The 14,277-nt window shown below is 54.1% G+C and carries 11 protein-coding genes and 1 pseudogene; 11 read left to right on the top strand and 1 reads right to left on the bottom strand.

All coding sequences use genetic code 11. The features are described from left to right. Positions 1 to 74: 74 nt before the first annotated feature. The gene (locus FD34_RS04960) at positions 75 to 881 is read left to right on the top strand and encodes an Rpn family recombination-promoting nuclease/putative transposase (RefSeq protein ID WP_057807355.1); all 807 of its coding nucleotides are present in this window, start codon (positions 75 to 77) and stop codon (positions 879 to 881) included. 89 nt (positions 882 to 970) lie between these two features. Beyond that, entirely contained in the window at positions 971 to 2,698 is a 1,728-nt protein-coding gene (locus FD34_RS04955) for a phospho-sugar mutase (protein ID WP_057807352.1), read from the top strand. 150 nt (positions 2,699 to 2,848) lie between these two features. Here FD34_RS04955 and FD34_RS08435 read toward each other — a convergent pair whose 3' ends face one another. Then, complete coding sequence (locus tag FD34_RS08435; protein WP_083479878.1) at positions 2,849 to 3,436, bottom strand: transposase; 588 nt, start codon at positions 3,434 to 3,436, stop codon at positions 2,849 to 2,851. A gap of 259 nt (positions 3,437 to 3,695) precedes the next feature. Here FD34_RS08435 and FD34_RS04945 point away from each other — a divergent pair, with 259 nt between their 5' ends. The 9 genes and pseudogenes from FD34_RS04945 to whiA all read left to right on the top strand — a co-directional run. After that, the gene (locus tag FD34_RS04945) at positions 3,696 to 4,601 is read left to right on the top strand and encodes a KxYKxGKxW signal peptide domain-containing protein (RefSeq protein WP_057807351.1); all 906 of its coding nucleotides are present in this window, start codon (positions 3,696 to 3,698) and stop codon (positions 4,599 to 4,601) included. A 45-nt stretch (positions 4,602 to 4,646) separates the two neighbouring features. Continuing rightward, on the top strand, positions 4,647 to 5,468 hold the full coding sequence (locus FD34_RS08910; protein ID WP_420814150.1) for a choice-of-anchor A family protein: 822 nt from the start codon (positions 4,647 to 4,649) through the stop codon (positions 5,466 to 5,468). Between the two features lie 67 nt (positions 5,469 to 5,535). Then, positions 5,536 to 5,763: an LPXTG cell wall anchor domain-containing protein gene (locus FD34_RS04940; protein WP_162255397.1), complete on the top strand. Its 228-nt coding sequence runs from the start codon at positions 5,536 to 5,538 to the stop codon at positions 5,761 to 5,763. Positions 5,764 to 5,928: 165 nt separating this feature from the next. After that, the gene (uvrB, locus tag FD34_RS04935) at positions 5,929 to 7,956 is read left to right on the top strand and encodes an excinuclease ABC subunit UvrB (RefSeq protein ID WP_057807347.1); all 2,028 of its coding nucleotides are present in this window, start codon (positions 5,929 to 5,931) and stop codon (positions 7,954 to 7,956) included. 15 nt (positions 7,957 to 7,971) lie between these two features. Continuing rightward, positions 7,972 to 10,842, top strand: a complete 2,871-nt coding sequence (gene uvrA, locus FD34_RS04930) for an excinuclease ABC subunit UvrA (protein ID WP_057807345.1) — start codon at positions 7,972 to 7,974, stop codon at positions 10,840 to 10,842. Positions 10,843 to 10,910: 68 nt separating this feature from the next. Beyond that, on the top strand, positions 10,911 to 11,426 hold the full coding sequence (locus FD34_RS04925) for a 2-thiouracil desulfurase family protein (protein WP_057807343.1): 516 nt from the start codon (positions 10,911 to 10,913) through the stop codon (positions 11,424 to 11,426). Positions 11,427 to 11,502: 76 nt separating this feature from the next. Then, positions 11,503 to 12,372 (top strand): RNase adapter RapZ, encoded by an 870-nt coding sequence (gene rapZ / locus FD34_RS04920; RefSeq protein ID WP_057807340.1) that lies wholly within the window; start codon positions 11,503 to 11,505, stop codon positions 12,370 to 12,372. Positions 12,373 to 12,389: 17 nt separating this feature from the next. Continuing rightward, positions 12,390 to 13,376: a gluconeogenesis factor YvcK family protein gene (locus FD34_RS04915; RefSeq protein WP_057807338.1), complete on the top strand. Its 987-nt coding sequence runs from the start codon at positions 12,390 to 12,392 to the stop codon at positions 13,374 to 13,376. A gap of 11 nt (positions 13,377 to 13,387) precedes the next feature. Then, positions 13,388 to 14,277, top strand: a pseudogene (gene whiA, locus FD34_RS04910) (DNA-binding protein WhiA); the annotation flags it as partial.

Here is a 14,277-nt window from a genome sequence, read left to right as displayed (position 1 = left end):
GGCCAGGATTGGTTGGTGCTTTTTTGGTGTTTTCTCGTATCTAATAGAGTAACTAGATACTAGGAGGAACTACCATGGAAGAGATCAGTATTCAGGAGGACTTTGTCTTCGGCAGCGTAATGAGCAATAAGCACCTCTGCCAGCATCTGATTCAGATTATTCTGCCAGAACTGCGGATTGAGCGGATCGAGTTTCCCACACTCCAGAAGGCCGTGCAGGAGAACACCATCAGTCGTGGTGTCCGTTTCGATGTCTACACCAAGGACCAGGATGGCGTAGTGTACGAGATCGACATGCAGGTCCGCCATACCCGGGGGCTACCGCAGCGGGTGCGTTATTATCAGGGCCGGATCGATGGTGACATGTTGCGACACGGGCAACCGTACGCTAAACTGCGGCAGTCCTACGTGATCTTCATATGTCCCTTCGATCCCTATGACAAGGGCTTGCATAAGTACGAGTTTAGGAACTACTGCAGCCAGGACAAGGCGCTGGCGATGGGGGATGGACGTACGGCGATCTTCCTTAATACTAAAGGAACAGTAAATGATGTTGACCAGGACTTGTGCAACTTCCTTGAATACGTAGATAATAAGAATGTAAAGGATGATCACTATGTTGACGAATTGAGGGACTACATCAATGTCCTGAGTAAAGATACGGAATGGAGGAAGGAGTATATGGATAACAAAACTCACATGATGTTTCATGATGAGGACATCCGTGCGGAGGGTCGTATGGAGGGTCAGACCATGACAATTAAGAAGACGGTCACCATGCTCAAACTGATGGACGTTCCCGACGCCGAGATTGCGCAAAAGATCCAGCAGACGTTTGGCCTCTCCGACCGGGAAACCGCCGACCTAATCAGTACCAGGTAAAAGTTTAGTAAAACAATCAGTAAACTTTCCCAACAAAAGTAATCTGCGGTATACTAGACAGCAGAGAAAATAGTAAAGGAGACTTCACTGTGAGCTGGAAAGATACCTACCAAGTTTGGAAAAAACAAACGGACCTCGATCCGCTGTTGAAGCAAGAACTAGACGCCATGAGCGATGACAAGGAGATCGAGGATGCCTTCTACGGTCCCCTGTCATTTGGAACGGCGGGGATGCGTGGCCTGATGGGCCCGGGGATCAACCGGATGAACATCTACACCGTTCGCCAAGCCACCGAAGGGTTAGCAACCCTGATGGACTCCCTGGGGGACGACGTTAAGAAGCGTGGGGTTGCCATCGGCTACGACTCCCGTCACCACTCCTACCGCTTTGCCCATGATTCGGCTCGGGTCCTGGGTGCCCACGGCATCAAGGTCTACATTTACGACAATGTACGGCCAACCCCAGAGCTGTCCTTTGCCGTTCGTGACAACCATACCTACGCCGGGATTATGATCACGGCCAGTCACAACCCAAATGAATACAACGGTTACAAGATCTACGGTGAAGACGGTGGCCAGATGCCACCGAAGGAATCCGACATGATGACTGGCTACATCCGCAAGATTACCGACATCTTCGACATCAAGCTGGCTGACGAACAGGAAATGCTTAACAGCGGCCTGGAGACGGTGATGGGCGAAGACGTTGACCACGCTTACCTCCAACACGCCAAGGAAGTCACGGTCAACCCTGAACTGGCCAAGAAATACGGTAAGGACATGAAGTTTGTCTTCACGCCACTCTGCGGGACGGGCCGGATGCTGGGTGAACGGGCCCTGCGTCAAGCTGGCTTTACCAACTTCACGATCGAACCAACCGAGGCCCAACCAAACGGCGACTTCCCAGGTCTGAAGCACCCGAACCCAGAGTTCCCGGAGGCCTTTGTGCGGTCCATCAAGCTCGGTAAGCAGATCGACGCCGACGTCCTGATCGCCACCGACCCCGATGCCGACCGGCTGGGCTGCGCGGTTCGCCAACCGGATGGCGAATACCAATTGCTGACCGGGAACCAGATTGCCTCGATCATGCTCCATTACATCCTGGAGGCCCACAAGCAGGCCGGTACCCTGCCGAAGAACGCTGCAGCAGTTAAGTCGATCGTTTCCACCAACTTTGCGACGAAGATTGCCGAGAGCTACGGGGTATCAATGATCAACGTCCTGACCGGTTTTAAGTGGATCGCCGACCAGATTCACCAGTACGAGACTGGCAAGGCTGACCATACCTTCATGTTTGGCTTTGAAGAAAGCTATGGCTACCTGGTTAAGCCATTCGTCCGGGACAAGGATGCCATCCAATCCCTGACCCTGTTGGCCGAGGTGGCTGCCTACTACCGGAGCCGGAACATGACCCTGTATGACGGTCTGCAGGAACTCTTCAAGAAGTACGGTTACTTCCGTGAAAAGACGATCGCCAACACCTACGCCGGGGTTGACGGTCCGGCCAAGATCCAGGGCCTGATGAAGAAGTTCCGTGAGGAGGCGCCACAAGACTTCGCTGGTCACAAGGTCATGGTCACCGAAGACTTCGCCAAGGGCACCAAGACGACGGCCGATGGTACGGTCAGTGAGCTGGGAATCCCAGAGTCCAACGTACTGCGCTACGTCTTGGATGATGAGACCTGGATCGCCATTCGGCCATCCGGGACGGAACCAAAGCTGAAGTTCTATATCGGTACCAGTGCGGACTCCCTTGACAAGGCCAATGCTAAGTTAGCTGACTTTGAGAAGGCTTTGCAGACATTTGCCGAAGAATAAATTCTGAAATTAAGTAAGGCGGTACTAGACGCGATAATTTGCGGCTAGTACCGCCTTTTGTCAATTAACGGTGATTTAAATGGCTCTTTGTCAATCGGTAAGGATGAAGAGATTTTTGAGAACTTAGACTAAGCCACTTTGGTAATTGGTCTAGTTCTTTTTTGGTATTTCACGAATCATGAGATTAGTGTTTTTCAATGAAACGAGAATTCGAGTCCGGAAATGGAAAAAGTTGGCCGTCCGCTTGATCACTTTGATTTTATTATTAGTACCTTCAATTGGCCCATTAGTTAGCCGAGTGTAGAAACTGGCGATAATCTCTTGGCGATGTTTACGGAGCGTTCGTTTAACTCGTTTCAAGGTAATTGGTAAGTCCCGTTGTTTAATTAGCCGGTCTAATAATGCCTGACTACGTTGATCAATTGCGGTGATCAGATCTTGATAATACTCGTAAGCGGCTCTTAAATCTGGAGAGAAGCTAAGTAATCGGTTAACGACTTCTTGGTTGGATAACCAGGCATAGCGAAAGTTACGTCGGGAATAGTAGTGTAGATAATCTAATTGGCTTTCCTTGGCCATTAATAGCTTCCAGTAATGTTTTAGGGCACGGTATTCATGCGTATTGGGCCCATATTCTTTCATTACCTTAAGTCGGGTACTTTGAAGTGCCCGATACGCCTGGACGACAACGTGGAAATGATTAGCTACGATAGCCGCTTTGGGAAACAAGTCATGGATAAGGTTACGGTAAAGTTAAAATAGATCGACAACGACAATCCTAACTGACCAGCGGGCCTTTTTAGAGTAGGGCGAAAGGTTTGCCAGGTTTTAAATAAGGATCCTTGATTCCAGTCAAAAGTTGATATCATAGTTCATGAAGAGTATATCCTTTCTAAGACAACTTGGTAGTTGTGGGGACAACATAGGACAGTTGTCTTTTTTATTTTTAAATCAATGATATATCAGCCTCATTAATAAAATACAGAGGAGATTAAGCTTGAGTAAGCGCGAAAAATCTGAACACTATAAGCTATATAAAGCGGGAAAACTATGGCTGACAGTAGCGATTGCTACTTTTACGCTGGGCATGGCTAGTGTGGCCAGTGCCGATCATAACCAACCCGCTGTGACAAAAGGGGCGGTGGACATTATGCAGACCGCGGCACCAGCCAGTCAACCGGCAGCAGCTAGTAGTGTAGCTGCATCAGAAACTCCGGGTGCTGTAAAATCAGAGGTAGCAAGCCAAGAAAGTGCGGCATCAAATGTGGTATCAGATGTTAAGAGAGCCGCTAAGGAAGGCGCGGCGGCAGCATTACCTGTCGCGTCAACGAAGAAGACGGTAACTCCGGAGAGCGCTACACCTAAGGCTAAGCTGCCACAAGTGGATAATGACCTCTTGTCACGGGCAGAGAACTTCCACATCTTTGCTAAGGAAGTCAAGATCAGTGCGGATGTTAACGGGAACATCGCAACCGCGCACCTTATCTCCGGTCCTGAGTTTGGGACGCGGGGCCAGTCATCTAATTGTGGTGAAGAGGACATTTACTATATTGACTCCCTCGACAACCTAGGCCCCAAAGCGTTCCGCACTGGTAATAACAAGGCAATCTTTGGCGATAAAGCATACGAGAGTCTAGAAATTAAGAATGGCCAGGTATTTGTCAATGGAACCCGGCTGGATCACCTCAAGGCAAACAATGTTCAGCACATCGGTAACTTCATTGACTTTGATGCTGAATTCGTCAAGTTGACCAACTTGGCAGCAACCTATGCCAGCCATCAGCAAACAGCAGGGGTTAAGGTGGACCTCAAGGACATGAACAACCGATCAATCGACGTTAGTGGTATTGACGACAACGTTACCTTTGTGGGTGTTCCGGTTGATATTATGGAGGCTCCTTAACCGATCACCGTCAAGGGGTTGAGCCGCCAATCTAATGGCCCGGTAGTGATCCTCAATGTGAAAAATACACCGTCACAGTTGAACTTTAACACACAGACCAAGCTGGTATATGATGACAACGGTAGTATCGGTGCTAATGAAAGCCATGGGTATCCCAATCACCTCTTATGGAACTTTGGGGATCAGTCAGTTAACCTCACTCTGAATGGTTGTCACCTGATGGGGAGTGTTCTTAACCCACAGGGAACATTACGGGCTGGCGTTAATGCAGATGGTAATCTGATCGCGCAAACCGTTGATTTTTATGGTGGGGAGAGTCACCGATGGGACTTACGAGGCGGCCAACCAAAGACCGTTACTCCTACCAAGTCAGACGCTGGTAAGTCCGAAACTCCAAAGTCAGATACTGACAAGACGCTAAATAAGTCAGAGGCGCCAAAGTCAAACACTGGTAAGACGCCAGATAAGTCAGAGACGCCAAAGTCAGACACAGGCAAGACGCCTGGTAAGTCCGAAACTCCAAAGCCAGATACTGATAAGACGGCAAAGCCTACTGCTCCTACCACGCCAAACCCAGATTCTGGTTCGAATTCCACCAGTATACCAAATACCGACTGGCCATGGTGGCCTGGGGCATATCCTGAAATTCCTGGGTACTCGGATACGCCAAGCTCCGGCAGTACGCCGGATTCTAGTTCGCAACCAGGGCCCAGCAGTACGCCAGGCGCCAGCGTGACGCCGTCAAGCCTGGTTCATCAACCTACTGATCCGGCCCAGCCGACGACACCGGTTCAGTCGTCAACCCTCAGAGGAACCGACAGCTATCCCACCACGTGTTTCGATGCGATTAGATGGGGCCACGCTTAAACAGCCAACGGTACCGTCCTCAACCAACGTTGCTCACCCTTCCGCACCGGCTAGCAGCCAGTCCAGTGTGAAATCAACAGTAAAGATGACTGGTGTAAAGCCAACTGCCGTTCGGTTTGCAACCCAGACAGCCACCGTCCAAACTGACCAAGCAGTAGCCGTTGCCAAGCCAGCAAGCAGTTGGGGGCAAGTTGCCTTGCCACAAACCGGTAACAGCAGTTCCTTGCTCAGCATTATCCTGGGCGTGTTCACCGGAAGTCTGACCCTGTTCGGCCTGCGGAAGCGGCATTCCTAAATAATGAACAAAAAGTCGAGAAGCCCTCCTTCTCGGCTTTTTGTTGTCGGTCCATATCAATAGACGAATAAATGTTTGGGTGATAAACTGATTAATAGTTAAATAAAGGGAAAGGGTGACCTTTCTCTTTTTCTACGTAAACGGCTAATTGGGAGGTATGTAGTAGTGATTTATCGACAGCCTGATAAGAAGTTTGACCTGGTCTCGGACTACCAGCCGACCGGGGATCAGCCCGAGGCGATCGCCGAGCTGACCAAGGGGATTGAGCAGGGTGAGAAGGCCCAGATCCTCTTGGGGGCGACGGGGACCGGGAAGACCTTCACGATCTCCAACGTGATTGCCAACGTGAATAAACCGACGTTGATTCTCTCCCATAACAAGACCCTGGCGGGACAGCTCTACGGGGAGATGAAGAAGTTTTTCCCCAACAATGCGGTGGAATACTTTGTCTCCTACTATGACTACTACCAGCCGGAAGCCTATGTGCCATCCAGTGACACCTACATTGAGAAGGACGCCTCGATCAACGACGAGATCGATAAGCTCCGGAACGCTGCCACGACGGCCCTGCTGGAGCGTAACGACGTGATCGTGGTCGCCTCGGTCTCCAGCATCTTCGGCCTTGGTAACCCCAACGAGTACCAGAACAGCGTCCTCTCCCTGCACGTCGGCCAGGAGATCGAGCGCGACACCATCTTAAATGACCTGGTCAAGATCCAGTACGACCGCAACGACATTGATTTCCAACGGGGGCGTTTTCGGGTTCACGGCGACGTGGTGGAGATCTTCCCGGCATCGCACGGGGAGACCGCCCTGCGGATCGAGTTCTTTGGTGACGAGATTGATCGAATTCGAGAGGTTGATGCCTTGACTGGTGAGGTCAAGGGTGACCGCGAGGAGGTCTCGATCTTCCCGGCGACCCACTTCATGACCAACGAGGACATCATGGACCTGGCCCTGCCCGAGATCGAAGCCGATATGAAGACGCAGGTCAAGAAGTTCACGGACCAGGGGAAGCTTCTGGAGGCCGAGCGGATTCAGCAGCGGACCAGCTACGATATCGAGATGATGCGGGAGGTCGGTTACGTCAACGGGATTGAGAACTATTCCCGCTACATGGACCGGCGCAAACCCGGCGAGCCGCCGTACACCCTGCTCGACTTCTTCCCCAAGGACTTCCTGATGGTGGTCGACGAGTCTCACCAGACGATGCCCCAGGTGCGGGGGATGTATAACGGGGACCGGGCCCGTAAGCAGATGCTGATCAACTATGGTTTCCGCCTGCCAAGTGCCCTAGATAACCGGCCCCTGAAGCTGGCGGAGTTTGAAAAGCACGTCAACCAGGTCGTCTACATGTCGGCAACCCCGGGTCCCTATGAGGAAAACCAGACTAACCACGTCGTTCAACAGATCATTCGGCCAACCGGCCTGCTGGATCCGACAATTGAAGTCCGGCCGGTAATGGGCCAGATTGATGACCTGGTCGGCGAGATCAACAAGCGGATTGAGCGTAACGAGCGGGTCTTCGTCACCACCCTGACCAAGAAGATGTCGGAGGACCTGACCGACTACCTGAAGGACCTCGGCCTGAAGGTCAAGTACCTCCACAGTGACATCAAGACCCTGGAGCGGACCCAGATCATCCGGGACCTACGACTAGGCAAGTTTGACGTCCTGGTCGGGATCAACCTGCTCCGGGAGGGCCTTGACGTGCCTGAGGTTTCCCTGGTCGCGATCCTCGATGCCGATAAGGAAGGCTTCTTGAGAAACGAACGGTCGCTGATTCAAACGATCGGCCGGGCCGCCCGGAACGAACACGGGGCGGTCATCATGTACGCCGACACGGTCACTGAGTCGATGCAGAAGGCGATCGACGAGACCAAGCGGCGGCGGGCAATTCAGGAGAAGTACAACGAGGAGCACCACATCACACCGAAGACGATCATTAAGCCAATCCAGGATGTGATCTCAGCCACGAAGCCGAGCGAGGATACCGGTGAGACCGAAGACAGCACTGAGTTTACGACTAAGGACTTTGCCAAGCTGAAGCGGGCCGACCAGGAGAAGATGGTGGCCGAATTGACGGAACAGATGCAGTCCGCGGCCAAGCGGTTGGACTTCGAGCAGGCCGCCACGCTGCGTGATACCGTCATGGAGCTGAAGGCCCAGATGACGGGCAAGAAGAATAAGTAATGAGGGGGATAAGCAATGGCAACCGATAAGATTGTGATTCATGGGGCCCGTGCCCATAACCTGAAGAACATTGATGTGACGATTCCCAAAAACAAACTGGTGGTGATCACCGGTCTGTCGGGGTCGGGAAAGAGTTCCCTGGCCTTTGACACCCTGTACGCGGAGGGGCAGCGGCGCTACGTGGAGAGCCTGTCCGCCTATGCACGGCAGTTCCTGGGCCAGATGGATAAGCCAGATGTCGATTCGATTGACGGCCTTTCCCCGGCCATTTCGATTGACCAAAAGACGACCTCACACAACCCGCGGTCGACAGTTGGCACGGTCACCGAGATCAATGACTTCCTCCGCCTGCTCTGGGCCCGTGCCGGGACGCCGATCTGTCCGAATGACCACAATCCGATCACTAGCCAGTCTCCAGACCAGATGGTGGACCGGATTCTACAATTGCCTGAGCGGACCCGTCTCCAGATCCTGGCGCCGATTGTCCGTGACAAGAAGGGCACCCAGAAGAAGGTCTTCGACAAGATCAAGCGTGAGGGCTTCGTCCGGGTCCAGGTCGATGATGAGACCTATGACTTAGACGAGGTTCCGGCCCTCGATAAGAACAAGAAGCACACGGTCAACGTGGTGATCGACCGGATCATCGTCAAGGACGGCATTCGGTCCCGGCTCTTTGACTCCTTCGAGGCGGCCCTCCGCCTGAGCGACGGCTACGCGATTGCCGACGTCATCGGCGGTGAGTCGATTCCGTTCTCCGAGAAGTATGCCTGCCCGATCTGTGGCTTCACGGTGGGGGAGCTGGAACCGCGACTCTTTTCCTTCAACGCCCCAATCGGTGCCTGCCCGGTCTGTGAGGGCCTGGGGTCCAAGCTTGAGGTGGACGTCGACCTGGTTGTCCCTGACCGGACCAAGACCCTGAGCGAGGGAGCAATGGTACCGTGGAACCCGATTTCCTCCCAGTACTACCCGCAGCTGTTGGAGCAATTCTGTACGGCGGTCGGCATCGACATGGATACCCCATTCAATAAGTTGCCTAAGAAGCAGCAGAAGATGGTCCTCTACGGCAATGGTGACCAGAAGTTCCACTTCCATTACGAGAATGACTTCGGTGGCATTCGGGACGTCGACGTGCCGTTTGAGGGGGTCATCAACAACATCAGCCGGCGTTACAAGGAGACCAACTCTGACTTCACCCGTGAACAGATGCGCAAGTACATGACTGAGCTGCCATGTCCGGCCTGTCATGGTTACCGGCTGAACGAGCGGGCCCTGGCGGTGAAGATCGACGGTCAAAACATCGGTGAGGTTTCCGACCTGCCGATCAGCAAGGCAATCGACTTCTTTAAGGGTGTTAAGCTATCCGAACAGAATGAGCAGATCGCCAAGCCAATCCTAAAGGAGATCCTGGACCGGCTGACCTTCATGCAAAACGTCGGGGTCGACTACCTGACCCTCAGTCGGTCGGCCCGGACCCTCTCCGGTGGGGAGGCCCAGCGGATCCGGCTGGCCACCCAGATTGGTTCCAACCTCTCTGGCGTGATGTACGTCCTGGACGAACCGTCAATTGGTTTGCACCAGCGTGATAATGACCGGCTGATCTCCTCACTCAAGGCGATGCGCGACCTTGGCAACACCCTGATCGTGGTTGAGCACGACGAGGACACGATGCGGGCGGCCGACTACATCATTGACATCGGTCCCGGTGCCGGCGAGAACGGTGGTCAGGTGATGGCCGCCGGGACGCCGAAGCAGGTCATGCGATCCCGCAAGTCACTGACCGGGCAGTACCTGTCCGGTAAAAAGCTGATCGAGGTACCGACCGAGCGCCGGGCCGGTAATGGCAAGCACATTGTCCTCAAGGGCGCCGCGGCCAACAACCTCAAGGACATCAACGTCGACTTCCCGCTTGGCAAGTTCATCTGTGTCACCGGGGTCTCCGGTTCCGGCAAGTCGACTCTGGTTAACCTGATCCTGAAGCGGGTCCTGGCCCAGAAGCTAAACCACAATTCGGCCAAGCCCGGCAAGTACAAGTCGATCTCGGGGATCAAGAACATCGAGAAGGTCATCAACATTGACCAGTCTCCGATCGGCCGGACGCCGCGGAGTAACCCGGCCACCTACACCGGGGTCTTCGACGACATCCGCGAGCTCTTCGCCCAGACTAACCAGGCCAAGGTACGGGGATACACCAAGGGGCGGTTCAGTTTTAACGTTAAGGGCGGCCGTTGTGAGGCCTGCCACGGGGATGGAATCATCAAGATCGAGATGAACTTCCTGCCCGACGTTTACGTTCCCTGTGAGGTCTGCCACGGGACCCGGTATAACTCTGAGACCCTGGAAGTCGAATACAAGGGGAAGAACATCGCCGAGGTACTGAACATGACGGTTTCCGAGGCCCTGGACTTCTTCAGTGCCATTCCGAAGATCCGGCGCAAGCTCCAGACGATCGAGGACGTCGGCCTGGGCTACGTCCACCTCGGCCAGCCGGCCACCACCCTGTCCGGTGGGGAGGCCCAGCGGATGAAGCTAGCGGCCGAGCTGCACCGCCAGTCCCACGGCAAGAGCTTCTACATCCTGGACGAGCCGACGACCGGACTCCACATGGACGACATCAAGCGCCTGCTCGGCGTCCTGCAACGGTTAGTTGACGCTGGCAACACTGTCTTGGTGATCGAGCACGAACTCGACGTAGTTAAGTCGGCGGACTGGCTGATCGACCTCGGTCCAGAAGGCGGTGAGGGCGGTGGCCAGGTTGTGGCTACCGGGACGCCAGAGGAGGTTGCCCAGGTCAAGGGCAGCTACACCGGCAGGTACCTCAAGCAGATGTTGGATCGTGACCGCGAGCTGATGACAGCCCACGTGGCCAAGCAGCGTAAGAAGAGATAAACAAAAAGGGAGTTCCGCGTTGGTGGAGCCCCCTTTTGATGTATCCTTGACTTAAGGAGATGAGGACGATGATACTAATTAGTGCCTGTCTGGCCGGCTTCAACGTCCGCTACGATGGTGGCAACGCTCGCAACGACCTGGCGGTGAAGCTGGTAGCGATGGGGCAGGCGATCACGGTCTGTCCGGAGATTATGGGCGGCTTTAGGACACCCCGGCTGCCAGCGGAGATTCAGGGTGGTACTGGGGATGATGTGCTGGCTGGTCAAGCCGTGGTGGTGAACCGGGCCGGTCAGGATGTGACTAAGGAATACCTGGCGGGGGCCCGGATGGTCCTGAAAATTGCCCAGGACCACGGGGTGACGGTCTCCTTTTTGAAGCAGAAGAGTCCGGCCTGCGGGACCAAGCTGGTCTATGATGGTCACTTTACCGGCCATCGGATCCCGGGGATGGGGGTGACCGCGGCCCTTCTCCAAGCCCACAACATCAAATGCTTTGGCGATGAGGACCTAAAACTGGCCAATGTGGAACCTTACGTCGACCCGATCACCTGGGGAAATCTCCACCATAATAACCTACGGGCTTAGCCGGGTAATTTAACGACACGCCCGGCTCGATGTGGTACAATACTTGGGTAGTCCTGAAAGAAGAGAGGAAAAATAAATGGCTGAAAAGATGCAGGTAGTAATCATCACGGGGATGAGCGGCGCTGGAAAGACGGTGGCGGTTCATAGCTTCGAGGACCTCGGCTACTTTGTGATTGATAATATGCTGCCGAGTCTGGCGGAGAAGTTTGTCGATGTGATCAAAAATTCCGGGGAGTTCGACAAGATTGCCATGGTGATGGACCTGCGTTCGCGTGGCTTTCACAGCAAGGTCCTACCAAGCCTGGAGAAGCTCCGCCAGCATGATGACTTAGCGGTACGGTTACTGTTTTTGGATGCGGATAACGTTACCCTGGTTTCCCGCTACAAGGAGACACGGCGGGCTCACCCGTTGGCACCCCAGGGCCGGCTCTTAGATGGGGTTGAACTGGAACGGAAGCTTTTGACCGAGCTGAAGAGCCGGGCCAATGTGATCATTGACACGACTAACCTGACCCCACGGAACCTGAAGCTGCGGATCAACAAACTTTTCGGTCACGGTGAGGGCAGTAACTTCTACGTTGAGGTGATGTCTTTCGGCTTCAAATACGGCCTACCGTTGGACGCCGACATTGTCATGGACGTGCGCTTCCTGCCGAACCCCTTCTATATTCCGGAACTGAAGCACCAGACGGGAAACGACCAGGCGGTTCAGGAGTATGTCATGAAGAGTGCTGAGGCCCAGCAGTTCTACCGGCACCTGTCCGCGCTGATCAAGGGTGCCCTACCTGGCTACATCCATGAGGGTAAGAGTAGCCTGACGATTGCCATCGGATGCACCGGGGGACAACACCGGTCAGTCACGATCGCCAATCGATTGGCTGACGACCTTCGAAACAGCGGTTATCAGGTTAACCTCTACCACCGTGATGTCGACAAGGCCCAATAGGAAGGAAGGCGGAGTTTATGTTTCGTAAACCAAAGATTGTGGTGATCGGCGGTGGGACCGGCCTGCCGGTTGTCCTACGCGGGTTACGCGATAAGGACGTCGACATCACGGCGGTGGTCACGGTCGCCGACGATGGCGGTTCATCAGGGATTTTGCGCAACTACATTAACGTGGTACCGCCTGGTGATATCCGTAACGGCCTGGTGGCCCTGTCCGAGCTGCCGCAATTGGAACTGGATGTCTTTCAGTACCGTTTCAACAGTCGTGACCAATTCTTCGCCGGCCACGCCATCGGTAACCTGATTATCTCGGCTTTGTCGGAGATGAAGGGCGGGATCTTCACCGCTGTCCAGGAACTATCCGCGATGATGAAGATTAACGGCCATATCTACCCGGTGGCCAACGAGCCCCTAACCCTGAATGCCGAGTTTACCGATGGGACCACCATACGGGGGGAATCCGAGATTACCGCGGCCCACAAGCAGATCAAACGGGTCTGGGTCACTCCCGCTAATGACGGTGATGGCCACCAGGCCAAGCCGGTTCCTGAGGTTATCCAGGCCATCAAGGAAGCTGACCAGATCGTTCTGGGTCCGGGAAGCCTGTTCACCAGCATCCTGCCTAACCTGATGATCGACGAGGTCGGACGGGCAGTCTGTGAGAGTAAGGCCGAGGTTGTCTATATCTGCAACATCATGACGCAGAAGGGAGAGACCGACCACTTCACCGATGCTGACCATGTCCGGGTTCTCAACCGCCACCTCGGTAAAAACTTTATTAATACGGTCCTGGTCAACATCCGACCGGTACCGAAGAATTACATTGATTTTCAGGAATGGAACGAGATCTCTCAGCCGGTTGGGCATGACTTCCAAGGCTTACGCGACCAGGGCTGCCGGGTGATCAGTTCCAACTTCCTGCGCCTCAAGGACAATGGGGCCTTTCACGACCGCGACTTGGTGGTGGCTGAACTGATCAACCGCCTGCACCAGGTCCATGACTAGGAGGTAATTTTGTGTCGTACGCGAGTGAAGTAAAGAAGGAATTGACGGCCATTAAGGTTCACCAGAAGAACGCCCAGGCGGAATTGATGGCGTTGATCCGGATGAATGGTAGTATCGCCCTGGCCAACCACCAGCTGGTCTTGAATATCCAGACGGAGAACCCGGCAATCGCTCGGCGGATCTATTCCCTGCTCAAGGAGTTCTATCATGTTGAGAGTGAGATCGTGGTGCGGCGCAAGATGAAGCTCAAGAAGAATAACCAGTATATCGTTCGGCTGCGCTATGCGGCCCAGCACGTTCTCGATGACCTGGGGATCTTACAAAACCTGCAGATCAAGGAGCGGGTGCCGCTGGAGCTGCTTGACGATGAGTGGATGGTTCGGTCGTACCTGCGGGGGGCTTTTCTGGCCGGGGGTTCGGTCAATAACCCCGAGACCTCGCGCTACCACCTGGAGATCTATTCCCTGTATGAGGAACATAATGAGATGATCGCCCAGATGATGAATAAGTTTGGCCTGAATGCCCAGACGACAGCTCGGCGGAGCGGCTTCATCGTCTACCTGAAGGAGGCGGAGAAAATTGCCAATTTCATGTCGCTAATTGGGGCCACCAACTCGATGCTCCAGTTTGAAAATGTCCGGATTGTTCGTGACATGCGGAACTCAGTCAACCGGCTGGTCAACTGCGAGAATGCCAACATGAATAAGATTGCCAACGCTTCGACCCGGCAGATTGAAAACATCAAACTGATTGATGCCCGGGTCGGGATCAAGACCTTGCCTGATAAGCTTCGTGAGATTGCGGAGACCCGACTGGCCCATCAGGAGGTCAGCCTAAAGGAACTGGGGGGGGCTCGTTCCTGGTGGTCCCATCTCCAAGTCAGGGGTTAATCACCGACTGC

The organism is Limosilactobacillus pontis DSM 8475, assembly GCF_001435345.1.
GTDB classification, from domain to species: domain Bacteria; phylum Bacillota; class Bacilli; order Lactobacillales; family Lactobacillaceae; genus Limosilactobacillus; species Limosilactobacillus pontis.
The sequence above is the reverse complement of the archived record's forward strand: the minus strand, read 5'-3'. Positions and strand labels throughout refer to the sequence as shown.

Bases quoted from the DNA above. Each gene is read 5' to 3' on its own strand.
- FD34_RS04925 (WP_057807343.1), top strand. From the start codon at position 10,911: ATGATACTAATTAGTGCCTGTCTGGCCGGCTTCAACGTCCGCTACGAT.
- FD34_RS04915 (WP_057807338.1), top strand. From the start codon at position 12,390: ATGTTTCGTAAACCAAAGATTGTGGTGATCGGCGGTGGGACCGGCCTG.
- rapZ (WP_057807340.1), top strand. From the start codon at position 11,503: ATGGCTGAAAAGATGCAGGTAGTAATCATCACGGGGATGAGCGGCGCT.
- uvrA (WP_057807345.1), top strand. From the start codon at position 7,972: ATGGCAACCGATAAGATTGTGATTCATGGGGCCCGTGCCCATAACCTG.
- FD34_RS04960 (WP_057807355.1), top strand. From the start codon at position 75: ATGGAAGAGATCAGTATTCAGGAGGACTTTGTCTTCGGCAGCGTAATG.